Genomic DNA, 15,881 nt, shown 5'->3' with positions numbered 1-15,881 from the left:
ATACGCTGGGCATTTTCGTTTTTGAGGTTTTGCATGAAAAAAGTGGTCACCGGGGTTCGTGTCGTTGTGGGAACCATTCTGCGAAAAGCAAAGGCTGGTATGGGTGCTCAGCCGGCTGTCTTCGAAGCACAGTTGCTGGAGGAGCTGCATGCCAGGCTGAAGAAATCAGAGGTCGACAAATTCAAGCTCCACGAGGAATTTTTAGATCGAGGTATCAACCTGGCCGGAATTATTGGCCGTTCACTGGGCAGCGATTATCCGTGGTGCTCTGCTACTCAGTGTCATCACTACATGCCTGACTACACAGGTGTGGAGAGTTACCTCAAGAGTGAGAGTAACGATCCACAAGAAGGATTCGTGCGGCTTGATCAGCTATTCAAGCGGGCATTTGCTGTCAGCCTGGAGAGTGGCGGTGACCAGGCTGATCACTCCAGCGCGAAGGCCGAGATCTTTGCAGCAGTCCTGTCGTCGTCATACTCCCTGCCATACCTATGCGCCTCACCGGTGATGCATGATTACGCCGGCGCTTGGTTCGATAAGCTTACAGCCGGGCCAGAAATGCATGCGGTGGCGTGTACCTCGTTGCTGTACAAGCGATTCGAGGACATAACGCTCAACAAGCCAGTAGAGGCGCTAAGAGCATTGGTGGCGGAAGGGTTCATCCACTACGGACAGCTGCTGGCTTCTCACAGGATTGAAACCACAGGGCAGACTAAGTTCGGATCTGATTGGGACACTATCAAGGGTTCAGCCAGGATAGTTGGCTTGACGACAGATCAACGTGCCGCACTGTCTGTCATGGCCTACCGTGGGGGCAATCTAAGAAGGTTTCATGCAACCGTTGATGCCGTATTCGACGAGCCCGAGGTGTTCGCCAGCACCCTGATTGAATGCGGAGTGAGCCAGGAGGATGCGCTCGACACCGTGAGGTACTGCATGTCGTCGTGGATCAGGGGAATCCAGAATTTCGTTAACCCCGAGGCGACTAAGAATTTCCTCGACTCCCATCGGACATGCCTTCAGGAAAAAGGGTACCAGGACATATTTGGAACCAAAGCAATGGATCCGCTGGCCAAGCACTTGGAGCTCGGCGAGTACTACGCGGGTATGGATTACCTGCGTTGCGATGACTTGGGCTTGGCTGGGCAGTTCGCTTCGTATCACGAGGCCAATAGAGACTCAGCGTCCGAGATAAGCGAACAGGATGCTGAAGCGATCATCCGAAGGAAGGTTGCGCTTGCAGTGCGCCTTAATCAGCGCAAGCTGTTGATGAATGCTGCTGACGAACTGTTTTCCGGCCATAGGGCCACAAACAAAGACCTTTCCTCGCCAGTCGGCGTTATGTGCCTACTTGAACATGGTGTGTTTAAGCCCAGCGAGATTCTCCGAACGGAGCTCCGTGTACAGAAGGCGATTGAATGGGGCCTGGGTAAGCTGATCTGCCAGGATCCTGCCTTGAAGAAATACACTGCTCGAGCGTTCACTGCTGACTTGGGTGTATAACGCTTTCAAAACGGCAAACAAAGTCTGATAATTGCCAAAAACAATAAAGGGCAGGGCAAGCATGATTGGTGCGATTATTGGAGACATCGCCGGTTCCTACTGGGAGTTCCGAAAAGAGAAAGACCGCAATTCCGCGCTGTTCAGGCCTGAATCCACTATCACGGATGACTCGATCCTGACGATTGCAACGGCTGATGCCGTTATCACGCATCAAAACTACACCGACTTATATCAAAAATATTGCCGTCAGTACCCAACCTACGGGTACGGGCCAAGCTTCATGGAATGGGCTCAGGTCTCCACGAATTACATCAAACCCAACTACAGCTGGGGCAACGGCGCCGCTATGCGCGTCTCACCTGTAGGCTGGGCGTTTGAAAGCGTTCAGCGCGTTATGATCGAAGCACAGCAAACAGCGTCCGTGACTCACGCCCATAGCCATGGTCTTGCGGGCGCTCAGGCGGTAGCCCTGGCCATTTTCATGTTCCGCAATGGAGTCGAAGCCTCTGTGGTCGAAGAGGTCATGAATGACTACTACGAGTACCAGACGCGCCTGGATTTGGATGAGCTGAACAGAGAGTACGAGTTTGACGTGTCGTGCCAGGGCACGATTCCAGCCGCTCTATCCTGTGTGTTCCAGGCGAATTCGTTCGAAGAAGTCATCAGAAACGGGCTCCACGTGGGCGGTGACACTGACACCCTGTGTGCGATTGCCGGTGGTATCGCTGAGGCGAGGTTCGGCGTCCCTGACAAGCTGAGGCAGCAGGGGGAGGAGATGCTTGGTAGGCATTGTCTGAAATTGCTGGGAGTCGTGCGCCAGTTTGAGAAACTGTATGGCCGCAAGGTGGAGCCGGGTGGGATGGAGCTTCCAGGCCTTAAAGCCTTGCTGAAAATCGTTCAGGTGCACTTGAAAATCGGGAAGCGTTGAACCAAAAAGGGCGCCCTAAAGGCGCCCCATTAGTTACCGCCTGCCGGTGAGAACCTTATCGAGCTTCTGATAAGTCATTCGACTTTTGCTCATCATCGCTTCGATTTCCCCCATCTCTGCCACCTGGGATGAGGACTTCTCGTCACCCATCAGCGAAGCCCGTTTAAACCAGTAGTAAGCCTCGTAGTCAGCGGAGTGCTCGTAGCCTACCAGGCTGCCTTGCGCCTGCCTGCTGAGGAGCATCTTACCGTACTGGTACATGCTCTCCGGATCCCCACGTTGCGCCTGGCGCTGCAACGAAAAGGACTTCAGAACACCTTCAGACTGCTCGGCGACCGCCTTGCGGGCCTTTCCTTCCTTGGTGAGATAGCCTTGCTCCAGCGCCAGAGCTGAGAGTCGCTTGCTCTCATCTGGCCGGCCAGCACGCTGCATTAGCCTGGCCAGGTAGTAGCTCGACTCGCCATCGCCAATGGCCGAGGCTTTCGACAGGTACTCGAAGGCTTTCTGCGGGTTGTTGAGGTGCGGGTTGCTGAGGTTTCCGTAAAGGATCCCCAGTTGCCGCATGGCACGTACGCTGTTGGTCGCGGAGCGTTCGAGTAGGGCGATGGCCAGGGCTTCCTGCTCCGGGCCCTCCTTGAGCTTGAGAAGGCCCAAGACACGCATCGCTTCGGAATTGCCCAGCTCGGCAGATTGATTCAGCAACACGACTGCCGATTCCTTCTGTTCATCCGTAGGGGTACCTTCCATCAGCGCCTTGGCCTGCTCATAGAGCTCATCACTTGAGAGCGACGTTTGGACAGGAAGGGCGATGCCGAATGGATCTGTTGAAGTCACCAGCGGTGGCGGATCGATCACAGCCTGTGGCTCTGCAACCGGAGGTTCCACTGGTAACGGCGCTGGTGCAGGCTCAAGCACTGGGACGATGTTGGTCGGCGGGGTGGTTTGGCAGCCGGCCACGAGCAACGCGCCGGCCATCGCAATGCCGAACCGATTTGAACGAATGCAACTAATTGACATGGGATCCCTCTCCAAGCTTCGCTTTGGCTTCTTTGCTGCCAGCGTCTGCAGCCAGCTCAAGCCATTGGTTTGAATTCATTAGGTCGCCCTGGCTCAGTAGTCGCTCGCTGTACAGGAGCATGGCCGGGACGTTGTTGTTTCTCGCGGCGTAGTCGACAACCACATCGGCTTCTTCATTGCGTTGTACTTTGTAGAGCAGCTTCGCGAGCTTGTAGGCCGCGTTGACGTCGCTCTCAGCATACTTCAGCGTTAGCCTGTCGATCTCGGCCTTTTCTGCAGCGCTGATTTTCGGTTTTGCGTCGACCGGTGTCTTCACCACAGTAGGGGGTTGGGACACTACGAGCGGTTTGAACTCAGCAGCATCTGGAGCCTGCATTGTGGCTGGAGTATCCGCTTTAACCGGGGCCGGGGCTGGCGCAGTCAACTCGGCCTGGCTTAGCTGGCCGGGCTGCTCATTAACGGTAAACGTTGTGGAGGCTATCGGCGGGGCAGGCACAAAGACCTCGGCCTGAGCCAACTGGTCATGCTTTTCGGCCTCCCTGTAGGCAGGCTTGCTGATCACCTCAGCACCCCTCATCACCACAGGACTTAAGATGTGGGTGCTTTTATCGACGACCGGGATACCACGGTTGGGTTTGCTTTCACCGAACAGGGATGATTGACCTTGGTGTGATGCACACCCGCCCGTCATGAGGGCGGCGATGATTATTGTTTGAAGGCGCATAACGTGCTCATGACTATGTAAACGAACGATTATTCGGGCATAGGCAAAGTATGTCAAATGCCCAACAAATATAGCGAATTGACACTGATCTTTCGCGCCTCCTAGAATGAGAAATACTCATTTCGAGGCTCCAACATGGCCGGTTCCTACTCTTCTCTTAAATCCATCCTGAGAGAGGCTATCGACAATCTTGACGAGCCGATGGTCAGAGCGCTGATTGATAACATCGTGCCACTGGCCAACGAAGAGGATCAAAATTACGTCAGGGATGTCATCGCTGTTGAAGCTTACAGGTCGAAAACTGCCTGGGTGAAGGATATCTTTGTGTCGGCGTATCCGGCGCAGGATCAATCTGCGACAAAGCACTTGCTCGAATGCCTGGAATTGCCATGGATGAAACGGTCAATGCTCCAGGAATCTGTTGACGCACTAAACAAGAATTACGGAAATGTTTTGTACTCGGCGTTTTTCAAGGGTGACTTTGAAATAGTTAACCTGTTGGTGAATTCTGGCAGGCCCGCGCCAATCATCACTTTTGATCCTGAAAATGGTCGAGTTCAAGCAGACAATGTCGAAGTGAAACATCAATTTGAGCCAAGAAAGAACTTTGCCAACATCGAGGAGTTCAAAGCTGTTGTAGCGCACATGGTTGATGCCGTGAAACAGGGAAGGGTTGATCTGTTTAAAATGATCGGGCGCTTTGCAAAAAATGAATTCTTGGAGGCCTGCGAAAAGACAGAGCCAACACCTTTTGGTGGCGCTATTCCCAGAATCGATGCGGGTGTAATCCATAATCCTGAGCTGCTCATTGCGTTCGCCGATCAACACAAGGTCTCGGCCCTGCCAAAGATTCACGGGCGTGTCTTCGCCTACGTGAAGCCCGAGGAGGTCAGAGGCATCGATGAGATCAAGCTGTACAGCGCTGTAAAGCGAATCGCGTGCAGTGGGGTCGAGATTTCCTTCGACGATATCGCCAGGCCAGAGGCAATGACTGATGTCGTGGACTTGAACAACGGTCGTGAGCCATGCCCACTGCTCGATCAGCTCCCTTGCACAGATCTGTATGTATCCTTCATTCGCCGTGACAGCTCAGATGCTGAAACGACGTTCAAGAAAGAAGAAACCTGCAGACTGAAAATGCTTTCAGACACCCAGTACATGGGGTTGGAAATTCCGCCTGGTTACTGCTTGGCCTCCATGGATGTGAAGTGTCTCGAGTTTTTCGAGCTGGGCGCTATAGATCCACACGCCATGAAAGCGGCGGTAGATTACGCTGATGACTTCTTTCCGGCTGAGATTCTGACTGCATACTGTGAGGCGCAGCACGACAAGGTAGAGCGCCCTCGTCGGACTATAAAAAATGAGCACCCATGGGAGCTGTTTGATTACGCCGCAAAGAACAAGGATGCGGACAAGATTTTCGCGGCCTTCAAAGATGAGTTTTGGATCAACCTGTACAAGCGTTATGCAGAGCACCTCTCACCAGAAAGCATTTTGGCAGGAAACCAAAGGTTTGGGCTGCTTCATGATCCAGCAAGAGGCTTTTTGATCACGGCAGAAGAGCTGAATGTCCTCTACGACGGCGGGTATAAATTCGTTAATGGAAGTGAAGGCTGCGTGTTTGAGGCGCCGAAAGAAGACAGGCTCTTTCTCGATTACTACCGCAAACTGATCAGCATGAATGCCTGGCCGTCAAATATTGATCGTCCAAAAGACTGCTATGAAGCCCTGAAATTGGCAACGAAGGCCAACGGCAGTGGGTTGTATAAGACCCTAATTGAGCACTACGGGCCTGAAGCGTCAGTCAAGGCGGCAAAAACGCCTAAGCAGTACGAAAGGATCAGGGAGATCTTCAGCAGTGAGCAATTGAAGCCATTTGTTGACCTGATGCCGCTCAATCAGGTGGGCAAACTGTTCACCCTAGAACTGAACGTTTAAGCGCTTACAGGCGCTCTGCACGGGCGTAGAGTGATCGCACCAACTCAAGTGCCTGCTCACACGCCAGATCGTCGGTGAGCCGGCACTGACATCCCTTCCTGGTCGACCTCAGGTTCAGCTTGGGGTCTTCCAACTCGCCAACGCTGCAGAAAAGCTCCAAGAGGAGCTTTGGGTACTGGGTGGTGGTCATGCTGATCTGTCCCAGCGGTGAGAGCTGGCCGAACTCGAAGTAGGAGCCTTTGTCTGCAACCAGGAGGTCGCTGGCAATCTCTTCAAGCCCGCGAACGAACTTTTCGAACAAGCGACGTTTCTCTTCTGGCGCTCTGGCCAGAGAATCTGCCACTGATACAACAGGACGCTTTGGAGTTGCCGGCTTCCGATTGATCAGGTAGTTCGGGCGTCTTTTCGATGCCACCGTATCCAGTGACAGTAGCCCACCTGCAAAGCAGGAATAGGTGACCAGGTCGATATTCGCGTCGAGATGAGCCACTGCTTCGAGGTCGTACTTGGCATACGACTCGGCAATCAACAGAACGCGAGCACCTGACCAGTCGATCTTCTGTGCAGCTTCAAAACCACACACCTGTTGCACCAGGAGCTGGAATTCAGCTTGATGCTTCACCAACCAATCCAGGTAGAAAAGCCCCTGGTTGATGACAGACCGATCCTCGTCCACTTTGTATTCGATGATCAGAGGCGCCCCGTACTCGTCCACGGAGAGAGTATCGATCCTGCCGCCGTGCTCACTGCCTGTGCTGTATTCAGAGGCTAGGAAAGTTGCTTTGAGAAGCGTGGTCAGGTGATGTTCGACGAGGGACTGGAGTTGGCGCTCGAACTCGGGCCGGAAGGCTGGCAGAGCTCTGCATTCGTTCCCGGTAATCTGGAAGAGCTGAAAAGGGGTCACAGGCATGCGCATCGAGTCGACTGTCAATATATGCGCATTATTGTCATGTCTGAGGTGCAGTGCAATCGCTATTCAGTGCCAGGCACTGGTCGGCTACGCATCGATGTTCGTGGTTAGCCGCTGCCTAACCGTCCCAGTACTTGTCCTTTACGGACTGGCCCTGGGCGGCGCTACGCGGGCCTCATCTGGTTTTTGCGAGCGGGGAGGCTTATGCACACTCGAGGTTTTATCTTAACATCCTGTGGTCGACGCCGGAATGAAAAACCCCAGGACATGGCCTGGGGTGTGATCAGCAACTACAGATCAGATCATTCGAAGCTGTCGTGCCTGGCCGCAGCCCACAGCTCTCGATATTCCGGATGTGCTCCACGCCCCTCCAGCAACTCCCCGTGATGCAGGATGTTGTACATAACGGAGTAGGGGATGATGCGGCTGTCCGACACCCGTCGCATGATCCTGTCAGGGGTGATCTGGCTCGTTTCCTTGATGCCGGCAGCGCCCATGATCTCAGCAAGCGAGTACATCGTGTTCTTGTGAAAGTTGGCAACCATGCCGCTTTTGAGTTCGACATTCAGTGCTTTCTGACGGCGAGGATCTTGGGTAGCAATACCCACTCCGCAGTTGCCAGATCCGCAACTCTGGCTCATCAAGCAGCCAAGGCTAAACATAAATCCGCGCCCTGAGTTGCAGAAATCTGCCCCCAGAGCAAGGATCCTGACAATGTCGAATCCACTGATGATCTTGCCGCTAGCCCCGAGTTTGACTTTGTCGCGGATGCCGGCGCCTCTGAGAAGGTTGTGGACGACGAGAAGGCCGTCACGCAGTGGCATGCCTACGTGATCAGAAAACTCCTCTGGAGCAGCACCTGTACCGCCTTCAGAGCCATCGATCACGATGAAGTCTGGTGTGATGCCGGTATGAAGCATTGCTTTGACCATCGCAGCAACCTCAACCATGCGCCCCACGCAGAGTTTAAAACCCACCGGCTTGCCGCCAGACAGCTCGCGAAGCTCCTTTACGAACTCCATAAGCCCGACAGGGCCTTCGAACGCGGAGTGAGCGGCAGGCGAGATACAGTCCTTCCCGACTGGCACACCACGCACCTCTGCGATCTCTTTACTCACCTTGGCGCCAGGCAAAATTCCACCTTTTCCGGCTTTTGCGCCCTGGCTAATCTTAATGAGTATCATCCGCACCCGCGAATCATTCGCTTTATCTGCGAATGTGTCTCGGTTGAAAGTGCCGTCTTCATTGCGGCAACCGAAGTAGCCGCTACCGATTTCCCAGATAACGTCGTTTCCAGCTTCCAAGTGATACTTCGACAGGCCTCCTTCGCCTGTGTCCTGGGCGAATCCGCCAAGTTTTGCCCCTTTACCCAGGGCTTGGACGGCGCGGGCACTAAGGCTACCGAAGCTCATTGCGGAGATGTTCAGAAGCGATGCCGAATAAGGATGCTTGCAGTCAGGCCCCCCGATGACAACGCGAAGGCTCGCAGGATCGACTTTAACGGGTGCAGTAGAGTGAGCGATGAATTCGTGAGCTGGGTCATACAGGTTGTCGAGGGTGCCGAAGCTCTTATCCGCATTGATGTTACGGGCTCTGCGGTACACCATCGAACGGGCAGAACGGCTAAACGGCAATTCTTCGTGGTCGCCCTCGATGAAGTACTGCCGGATCTCACTTCGAATGCCCTCGAGCATGTAGCGGATGTGCCCGGTCAACGGATAGTTCTTCAATACCGCATGCTTGGTCTGGACGAGATCGTAGATACCGAGCAAGCTAAGCGCCAGGAAGGGCGTCATGCACCAGAAACTCAGGTCTCCATACACCCAACCAGCCGCACAAAGCAGCGCACCGGACAAACAGATCAAGAAGACCAGGTGCCGGAGAAACATGTTCAACATTTAACCCTTCTTATAAGCCTAGTGATGTATGGAAAATGGCCCCTCGCAATTCAAGCGAGAAGGTGGCCAGTTGTGCAGCGGTCATGAGGTGGATTGACGCCATCCGCTTGGCTTGCGATTTAGTCGTGATTTTGGGCAGGACTGTATCGACAAGACCTGGGAAGCGTTCAATGGCTCTCATGGATCCATCCTTGCTATGTTGACTCCCTGTCTCCAGAAATTCCATGAGTATTTTCAAGCAGTTACCCTCAGTGAGGATGTCCACTGAAGTCGTGCCTTTTAGCACGGGGTGGTACATGTCATGGTCTTTCATCAGGTTTAGCAGTGGGGCGACAGAGTCATACTTGCCATCCGGACTCGACCAGGCTGACGACCGCGAGCCTGTGCGTACGACGTTGATGGGTTCTCGGATCTCAGGATGACTTTTGCTGAATTGTTTGATGCCAAACTTCTGGAAATCCTTGCCAGTCCTGCCACTCAGAAATCCCTCAAGGACGTCTGTGTAGGCATTTTCGTCGCGACGGCTCTCCAGATGGTCAAGCACGGAAGGCCCTAGCAGTTCGCTGGCCTTAAAGCCAAAGCAGCCCCAGGCATCGGGATGCCTGGCAAGGAGACGACCCAGCTGATTGCGTATGTGGGCCTTGTAGGCGTCTGGTTTACGCCCTGGGAAGAGAAGAGGTACGAGACACTCAAGCCGGCGTTGAACTTCGCTGACGGCGTCGGTGACAGGTGTGCCGGCGAGGATCCAGTAATATGCACAGTTCACGAGACAGCTGATGAAGTCACTCATAAACCCTCTCGACAGTCTTGTGCCTTCCCCCTTCAGTGCATGCTTCCACTCCGTGAGTTGAATACCTGCGACCGTGAGGATTTGCAAAGAAGGGGAGCCGTACAGCGCAAACGCCTCCGCAACCGCCTTGGTTGTCATCGGTGGAGCGGTCGCCGCCTCAACGAGCTCGGGTAAGTTCTCAGACTTCTGGTTGATCGCCAGCGCCAGCAGCGCCCGGATTTGCGTCTCGTGTTCGAAGCTGAATTTTTGAGATCGAGGTGCACTGAATCCAGCAATCGCGTGCTGTATAAGCTTCGTGGCATTGGTGTCCAAGAGCTCCAACAGCTTTGCATTTGAATGCAAGAACGCGGTTTCTGGCAGCATCACATCGAGTGCCGTCGTGCCGACGCTTATGTAACCGCTCTCGTAGTGCCCATCTTTGATCATCACGTCGGGATCAAGCCCATAAGCCATCAGGGAAAGGCACCACAGCTCAAGCCATCCCTTCTCTTTCAGCTTTTGGTGCATCTCGACGACACGCTTTTGGGCCCAGCTCTTTTTTACGTGCGGGCTGGTTGCGTGATAGAGGAACTCTTCCTCGTCAAACATGAAATTTTTGAAGTACTCAGCTACGTACTTGACCATCTTAGGAGGTAGCCACGAGGCGTCGACGTTTTCTAAGGGGAACGGGGGCTTGAGCGATCTGGTCATGGGTACCTGTCAATTTATGGTTATTAAAAAGGGGGCAGACGCCCCCTTATGGATTTCACAGTGATTCAGCGGGCCTCAAGGCTCTCGCTGATGGCCTTACCGATCACAGGATCTTCCATCAACTCGTGCAGGAACTCGTCCGGGATGGCACGATCTTCATGCAGGATCAGCGGGAACTGGGTCAGAGCAACCTGGTAGGGCTCGACAACTTCCAGCTCCATGTCGAAGGGCAGTGCTGGATCGATCTTGATCATCAAGCTCAGGATCTCTGGAGCACGTTCCCAGTCGACATCCTGGTGAAGGTTCAGAGCGTCCTCGAACATGGCCGCTTCGCCAGTGCAGTCGACCACGTAGCCTTTCTCGCCTTGGGCCGGCAGGGCGCCAACCAGAGGGCCGTAGTCGGTGTTGAAGACGTAGACCTCGCCGATACGGGACAGCATTCTGTAGACGGCATCGCCACGCAGGTCGAAAGCCTGGTCGCCACCCGTCATGACGATGACGTCTTCAATGCTGCGCGGGCGATGAACAGATAGGCCGTCGCAGGTGTGCACGAGGGTATCCAGCAGTGTCTCGTGGATATCCAAATGTTTCAGGTATTTCTTCGATGCTTTGAAGCGGCCTTTGCGCTGCTCGATCAGCACAGCTTCCAACTGCTCGATGGTTCTGTAGTTGAAGATGTCGCGGTCTTTGACCTCGAGCTTGTGCTTGATACCGTCAAATTCCGCCAGGAGCGTACGGACGCGGTTCGAGCCAGCGTTGCTGATTTGGATTTCGCCGGCGATGTTCGCGGGGTTGCGGTATAGACGCGTCATCAGCCACTTGGTGTAGCTGAGGTTAGGAGAAGGGTCGAACTGGATTACGTACGAGAGGATCTCGGACTCTTTGATGAAGTCCGCGATAGCCTTTGGCAGCTTACCCTTAAGGGCGTTGAGTCGTTTTAATGTAAGGGAAAAATCTTGCTGTTCCACAGCGTTTAGGTCAAGCATTTTCCAGGCCTCAGGTGAGCGAGCCGCGATGTTAGCCTGGGTTGTCAATACATGCAAATTAAGCTAGCGTTCCGGTCAGGTTTTAACCCCAAAACACAAGGGATTTCCTGTGAGAATCGGGCTCATTTCTGACTGCCACCTTGAAGATCCGGATGCGCTGCCCGAGATCTATGATCTGCTGCCACCGCGAGGCGCTGTGGACGTCTTTCTGGTCGCCGGCGATGCCACCAACGGTGGTGACCTGTTGCGGCTCTGCCGGATGATACGCGATGCACTGGATTGCCCAGTGCTGGTAACCCCTGGCAATCATGAGTACTACCACACGAAGGCCGTAGGCATTTCGATGCAGGATCTGGAGGATCGCTGGCGTCTTGAATTCGCTCTGGAGCCGGGCCTTTACTTCCTCCAGGATGACGGCGTGACCATTGGAGATGTCAGCTTCTGGGGTACCACTTGGTGGACGAACTTTGCCGCCCTGGGCAGCGACCATATGCAGGAAGCGCTCGCGACTGAAAAGATGATCGCCGACTTCTTCCTCATTCTGGGTTGCGAGCTGTCGCCGGCAGAGGCGGAAAAGAAGCTGCATGCCTTGAACCGTGCGAACGGTTTGACCAGGGGGCAGCAGTACTGGCAGAACAGTGGGGAGGCCTTCCACCATCTGCTGACGGCCCGCGATATGATCGACTTGAACATCGAAAGTGTGGGGGCCTACAAGAGATGGCACAACTCGACGCCTGGCAAAAAGGTGTTGATGGCGCATTTCCCCATGATGCCGGAACTGGCGCACGGCTCATTACCCCTGCACCCGTACTTTTTAAGCCAGAACAAAACCATCATTGAAAGTTACAAGCCAGACCTTCTGGTCTTCGGACACACGCACTACAACCACGACAAAGAAGTGTCGGGTATTCACTGCGTCAGCAACATGAAGGTCTACCCACCTAACGAGCCAGATCGGCACTACCGGCCAGGCTTAGTTCTAACGGTGTAAGCGCTCTAGACCGTGGCTTATGGGCAAATTATTGGTGGCTGATAATTTGCCATAACCGTGGTTGCGACATCAGGACTCAACGCAGAATGAGAAAATTCAGCTGGGCTACGCTGAGCCCAATGATCAGCCCGGACAGGAAGGATGAGATCTTGTTTTGTGGGGAGATCAAGTCCAAAGACGCTGACGTCATGATGATCACACCGACGAAGAACCAGGTGATCGGCATCGGGAATGCCATATTCAGTATCAGCATCGCAAACAGAGTCACGATGACAATGCACAGAGACTCATCGCGATCAGGCTTGTGCACACGCAAGCCAAACACAATGGAGTGAAGTTCTTTTTGCTTGAAGAGTTCCATAACACAACGCTGTTATTATTGTTTTTTGGCAATATACAGCATCGTTTTACTTTGGAAAATGAAAAAGCCGCACTTTCGTGCGGCTTACTTGAGGTCTCACCCGACACTGTTATCCAGTCAACAATGGGGTTCCCTCACCATTTATCGCCACTGGAGGCAAATGGGTCGGCTCTCAAGTGTCAATTTACCTCAATCAAGGTAGCCATCAACCCTGGGAAACCTGAGTCATTCCCTGGAGGTAGCGCTTGATACTCTTCCCCCAGAGCTTTCCGTTCGAGCTGTCTTCGTAGACCACCAGAAGAGGGTGGGCCTGCCTCATGCTACCGGTCACAGCTGCCACCCCGTGGCAGAGGTATGCCGAACCATTGCTGTGCTCCCATCGTGAGTTTGGAGTCAAACCAAAGTCATCGCCCGGCTCAAGGCCTAAGGTGGAGAGATCCGTTTCAGGTTCGTGGGCGTAAAGGCGCCCAGTACCTGGATCCCGGACAACCTGCAGGATCGGATATTCAGCACGCTTGGCTTCATCGGCATGCGTGTTGATCAAACCCAGGGCTGTGTAACCCTGGGTCTGACCCTTAGATCCTTCAGAACGGGCTTGGTGCATGGTCGACAACTCGTTTGCTGCGGTTCTGTTCACGACGAATGTCGACGCCGAGCGTTTCGTTAAAGTCAGCGGCGCACTGGCCGGCAATCGCTTTGAAGTTCTCAGGCTTGGTGCCGGACGCCAGGCCATCGCGCTTGGCGAGGCGTGCGACTTCGGCGACCAGGTACTCAGCAATTGCAGGTTCTGGGTGACGATTTTCGCGAATGAAGCCCGAGACCTTTTCATGGATGCGAGGATCGTTTCCGAATTCAGCATCGCAGATCTCGTAGACAGCATCGATTTCCTCGAGCATGTCGTTGTCGCCGCGCATTACGTTCACTTCAAGGTTGTTGCGTGGGGTTTTCATGGTTGCCATGGTAAGCACTCCTCAATTCCAATATTTCAAGCGTAGCAAATGAGTGAATTCTCGTGAAACCCCTTTGCCTTGACTTGTCAATATAGCCCTATTGTCTAGGCATGAGGTCAAACAAACTGGCTTTCAGGTCATCCCGGTGGTCAACGAGGCTTTGAACCACCAGGGCCCGCTGCTCATTCAGGGTGCCAAATTCGCACCGCATAACCGGTATACCCTGTACGTTTGCAGTAACAATTTCAGGGATATCGACCGGAATGAAGTCACCCACCTTCAGCTCAGTGAAGGCCCTCAGAGTCATGTCGATGTCGAGCAGGGGAGCTTCGATCTCGACTTCAGTTTCGTGAAGCTCGATAGCCAGATGTTCCTGCCAGTGCCGCTCTTCCTCAGGGTTGGTCTCCAAGGGGCCATTGAGCAGGGCACGCAAAGGTTCGATCATGAGGTAAGGGATGGCGATGTTGAATTTTGTACGCAAATCCCCCACTTCCAGATTGAATGTGGAGTTCACCACCACTTCGTTCGATGAGCTCGTCGGGTTAGCAAACTGCGGCTGCATTTCCGAGCGAATGACCTCGATCTTGATCTGATACACCCCATTCCAGGCGTGCTCGTAGCAACGGATGGCCTTCTCCAGCAGGAGGCCAATGATACGGTGCTCGGTAGGGGTGAAGTCCCGGCCTTCAGACTTCATGATCAGCTTGCCATCGCCGCCAAACAAGTTGTCGACTACCCCATAGACCAGGTTTGAAGGAAACACCATCAAGGCATTACCTCTCAATGGTTTCATCGCCACCAGGTTGAAGTTCATCGGGGTGGGCATGTACTGCGAGAAGGTCAGGTAGCTCTGGTACTGAATGGATTCAACGGTGATGTCGGCGGTGCGGCGTAGTAGGTGGAAGAGGTCGCTGCGAAATTCCCGAGCGAAGCGTTCGTTGATGACGTCCAGGGCATGGAGCCGCTCTTTGACTACACGGTGCTGGGTGTTTGCGTCATAAGGCCTCACGTTGCTGCTGGAGGAGGTCTTATCTACTGCGACATCAGGAAGGTCATCTCCCAGCACTAACGCGTCAATTTCTTCCTGAGATAGCATGTTCTGGGTCATCAGTTTCTCACCGGGTAATTTCCAAAAATTTTGGGCGAACTCAAATCGAGTCCATGCTCCAAAAGCGCCGGCATGGCGTGCATCCCTGCAATAACTCTTACGATGAGTTCTGCTGAAATGCTGATAAGGTCGCTACTTTAGCGCAAAGCGCGGCTGCGGGCGAGCCCTCTAAAGCTCGGGCCGGCCACGGGAAGCCGGCCCTGGAACTCATCTAAACGTGCTGTACTGAGGGTTGTGTTCAGGACGTCGATTGAGGAGCTGGGGAGGGGTAGTTCCTGGGAACCCAGGGGTAATGCATTCACCATCTGTTGCGCCAAAACGGGTGCCTATACCGATCACCAGCTTGAAGGCGAGCCACTGGATGGAGAGTTCACGCTCGTTCAGCGTGTAGGTTTCGAAGGTGGAAATATCACCCACGATCTCGCGGTACTCTTCCATGGTTTCGCAACGAAGAATCTTCCCGAATTTGTCTTCAGTCACCAGGGATCTGACATACCCCATGTCCGAATCATCGCGATAGGTCAGCGCCAGGCAGCGATCTGATTCGCCGGCCTCGTCGGAGATGACACCATCTGGGCGGGGTATTTCAAGATAATCGTGCCAAGGATGGATAGTGAATTGCTTGGCTTTGAGGTAGGGCATCATCACCACCTGAAAGCCGGGCAGCTCGATACCTTTGAAGGAATATCGCTTTGGCGCGGCAACGGTAAAGCCATCGAATGGCAGGAAGAATTTTTTCGTCGGCTCTGGAATCTCACCCTTCAAGATCGTGTTGAGTAGGGTAGTGGATTCAGGGAGGATGATATGCGAGCCCTGGCGTTTGACGAAGTATTCTTCTGACAAAATTTTCCAGTCTAAACTGTGAATAAAGTCAGGTAATTCAACGACTAAGGTCTTGAGGACTTCCTTCAAAGACGATTTTCTGTTGAATTGTTCGCCGCCCCGGCGCATCTGCTCGAGTACGTTATCCGACATGCGTGGATACAGTACGTATTTGGCCTGGTTGTGCTTTGCGGCCATAAATTTTCCTTCTGCCTCATGCAATGGATTTTTGTATCAGAACGATATCATGCCATGGCTGAGTCCG

At 53.7% G+C, this 15,881-nt stretch carries 15 protein-coding genes; 4 read left to right on the top strand and 11 right to left on the bottom strand.

The window, feature by feature from the left end; genetic code table 11:
- Nucleotides 1-33: 33 nt before the first annotated feature.
- Both DKB71_RS35050 and DKB71_RS35045 read left to right on the top strand, forming a co-directional pair.
- On the top strand, nt 34-1,503 hold the full coding sequence (locus DKB71_RS35050; protein WP_408602299.1) for a hypothetical protein: 1,470 nt from the start codon (nt 34-36) through the stop codon (nt 1,501-1,503).
- A 61-nt stretch (nt 1,504-1,564) separates the two neighbouring features.
- Nucleotides 1,565-2,431: an ADP-ribosylglycohydrolase family protein gene (locus DKB71_RS35045; RefSeq protein ID WP_408602298.1), complete on the top strand. Its 867-nt coding sequence runs from the start codon at nt 1,565-1,567 to the stop codon at nt 2,429-2,431.
- 33 nt (nt 2,432-2,464) lie between these two features.
- On the opposite strand, the gene DKB71_RS35040 is transcribed toward DKB71_RS35045, so the two are convergent.
- Nucleotides 2,465-3,406 carry a tetratricopeptide repeat protein gene (locus DKB71_RS35040; protein ID WP_408602297.1) on the bottom strand — a complete coding sequence of 314 codons (942 nt, stop codon included), beginning with the start codon at nt 3,404-3,406 and terminating at the stop codon, nt 2,465-2,467.
- 31 nt (nt 3,407-3,437) lie between these two features.
- Nucleotides 3,438-4,172, bottom strand: a complete 735-nt coding sequence (locus tag DKB71_RS35035) for a hypothetical protein (protein WP_408602296.1) — start codon at nt 4,170-4,172, stop codon at nt 3,438-3,440.
- A 135-nt stretch (nt 4,173-4,307) separates the two neighbouring features.
- Here DKB71_RS35035 and DKB71_RS35030 point away from each other — a divergent pair, with 135 nt between their 5' ends.
- Nucleotides 4,308-6,110, top strand: coding sequence for a hypothetical protein (locus DKB71_RS35030; RefSeq protein ID WP_408602295.1), 1,803 nt, complete (start codon nt 4,308-4,310; stop codon nt 6,108-6,110).
- Nucleotides 6,111-6,114: 4 nt separating this feature from the next.
- Here the strand turns inward: DKB71_RS35030 and DKB71_RS35025 are convergent, their stop codons facing one another.
- From DKB71_RS35025 to DKB71_RS35010, 4 genes are all read right to left on the bottom strand, one after another.
- Nucleotides 6,115-7,020: a hypothetical protein gene (locus DKB71_RS35025; RefSeq protein WP_408602294.1), complete on the bottom strand. Its 906-nt coding sequence runs from the start codon at nt 7,018-7,020 to the stop codon at nt 6,115-6,117.
- Between the two features lie 302 nt (nt 7,021-7,322).
- On the bottom strand, nt 7,323-8,918 hold the full coding sequence (locus DKB71_RS35020; protein WP_408602293.1) for an FMN-binding glutamate synthase family protein: 1,596 nt from the start codon (nt 8,916-8,918) through the stop codon (nt 7,323-7,325).
- Nucleotides 8,919-8,928: 10 nt separating this feature from the next.
- On the bottom strand, nt 8,929-10,398 hold the full coding sequence (locus DKB71_RS35015) for a hypothetical protein (RefSeq protein ID WP_408602292.1): 1,470 nt from the start codon (nt 10,396-10,398) through the stop codon (nt 8,929-8,931).
- A 65-nt stretch (nt 10,399-10,463) separates the two neighbouring features.
- The gene (locus DKB71_RS35010) at nt 10,464-11,384 is read right to left on the bottom strand and encodes a hypothetical protein (protein WP_408602291.1); all 921 of its coding nucleotides are present in this window, start codon (nt 11,382-11,384) and stop codon (nt 10,464-10,466) included.
- A gap of 109 nt (nt 11,385-11,493) precedes the next feature.
- On the opposite strand from DKB71_RS35010, the gene DKB71_RS35005 reads away from it, so the two are divergent.
- A complete protein-coding gene (locus tag DKB71_RS35005; protein ID WP_408602290.1) occupies nt 11,494-12,375 on the top strand; it encodes a metallophosphoesterase in 882 nt (293 codons plus the stop codon).
- A gap of 76 nt (nt 12,376-12,451) precedes the next feature.
- On the opposite strand, the gene DKB71_RS35000 is transcribed toward DKB71_RS35005, so the two are convergent.
- From DKB71_RS35000 to DKB71_RS34980, 5 genes are all read right to left on the bottom strand, one after another.
- A complete protein-coding gene (locus tag DKB71_RS35000; protein ID WP_408602289.1) occupies nt 12,452-12,736 on the bottom strand; it encodes a hypothetical protein in 285 nt (94 codons plus the stop codon).
- Nucleotides 12,737-12,941: 205 nt separating this feature from the next.
- Nucleotides 12,942-13,340, bottom strand: a complete 399-nt coding sequence (locus DKB71_RS34995; protein WP_408602288.1) for a hypothetical protein — start codon at nt 13,338-13,340, stop codon at nt 12,942-12,944.
- Entirely contained in the window at nt 13,321-13,695 is a 375-nt protein-coding gene (locus DKB71_RS34990) for a hypothetical protein (protein WP_408602287.1), read from the bottom strand. The genes DKB71_RS34995 and DKB71_RS34990 overlap by 20 nt, the downstream gene beginning before the upstream one ends.
- Before the next feature lie 88 nt (nt 13,696-13,783).
- Nucleotides 13,784-14,794 carry a flagellar motor switch protein FliM gene (fliM, locus tag DKB71_RS34985; RefSeq protein WP_408602286.1) on the bottom strand — a complete coding sequence of 337 codons (1,011 nt, stop codon included), beginning with the start codon at nt 14,792-14,794 and terminating at the stop codon, nt 13,784-13,786.
- A 207-nt stretch (nt 14,795-15,001) separates the two neighbouring features.
- On the bottom strand, nt 15,002-15,814 hold the full coding sequence (locus tag DKB71_RS34980) for a hypothetical protein (RefSeq protein ID WP_408602285.1): 813 nt from the start codon (nt 15,812-15,814) through the stop codon (nt 15,002-15,004).
- Nucleotides 15,815-15,881 lie beyond the last annotated feature (67 nt).

This window comes from Pseudomonas sp. PLMAX (assembly GCF_046042685.1).
Lineage (GTDB): Bacteria > Pseudomonadota > Gammaproteobacteria > Pseudomonadales > Pseudomonadaceae > Aquipseudomonas > Aquipseudomonas putida_AE.
This window is presented reverse-complemented; position numbering and strand designations above follow the sequence as displayed.

Bases quoted from the DNA above. Each gene is read 5' to 3' on its own strand.
- DKB71_RS35045 (WP_408602298.1), top strand. From the start codon at position 1,565: ATGATTGGTGCGATTATTGGAGACATCGCCGGTTCCTACTGGGAGTTC.
- DKB71_RS35025 (WP_408602294.1), bottom strand. From the start codon at position 7,020: ATGCCTGTGACCCCTTTTCAGCTCTTCCAGATTACCGGGAACGAATGC.
- DKB71_RS35050 (WP_408602299.1), top strand. From the start codon at position 34: ATGAAAAAAGTGGTCACCGGGGTTCGTGTCGTTGTGGGAACCATTCTG.
- DKB71_RS34980 (WP_408602285.1), bottom strand. From the start codon at position 15,814: ATGGCCGCAAAGCACAACCAGGCCAAATACGTACTGTATCCACGCATG.
- DKB71_RS35015 (WP_408602292.1), bottom strand. From the start codon at position 10,398: ATGACCAGATCGCTCAAGCCCCCGTTCCCCTTAGAAAACGTCGACGCC.
- DKB71_RS35000 (WP_408602289.1), bottom strand. From the start codon at position 12,736: ATGGAACTCTTCAAGCAAAAAGAACTTCACTCCATTGTGTTTGGCTTG.
- fliM (WP_408602286.1), bottom strand. From the start codon at position 14,794: ATGACCCAGAACATGCTATCTCAGGAAGAAATTGACGCGTTAGTGCTG.
- DKB71_RS35030 (WP_408602295.1), top strand. From the start codon at position 4,308: ATGGCCGGTTCCTACTCTTCTCTTAAATCCATCCTGAGAGAGGCTATC.
- DKB71_RS35020 (WP_408602293.1), bottom strand. From the start codon at position 8,918: ATGTTGAACATGTTTCTCCGGCACCTGGTCTTCTTGATCTGTTTGTCC.
- DKB71_RS34995 (WP_408602288.1), bottom strand. From the start codon at position 13,340: ATGCACCAAGCCCGTTCTGAAGGATCTAAGGGTCAGACCCAGGGTTAC.
- DKB71_RS34990 (WP_408602287.1), bottom strand. From the start codon at position 13,695: ATGGCAACCATGAAAACCCCACGCAACAACCTTGAAGTGAACGTAATG.
- DKB71_RS35035 (WP_408602296.1), bottom strand. From the start codon at position 4,172: ATGCGCCTTCAAACAATAATCATCGCCGCCCTCATGACGGGCGGGTGT.
- DKB71_RS35010 (WP_408602291.1), bottom strand. From the start codon at position 11,384: ATGCTTGACCTAAACGCTGTGGAACAGCAAGATTTTTCCCTTACATTA.
- DKB71_RS35040 (WP_408602297.1), bottom strand. From the start codon at position 3,406: ATGGCCGGCGCGTTGCTCGTGGCCGGCTGCCAAACCACCCCGCCGACC.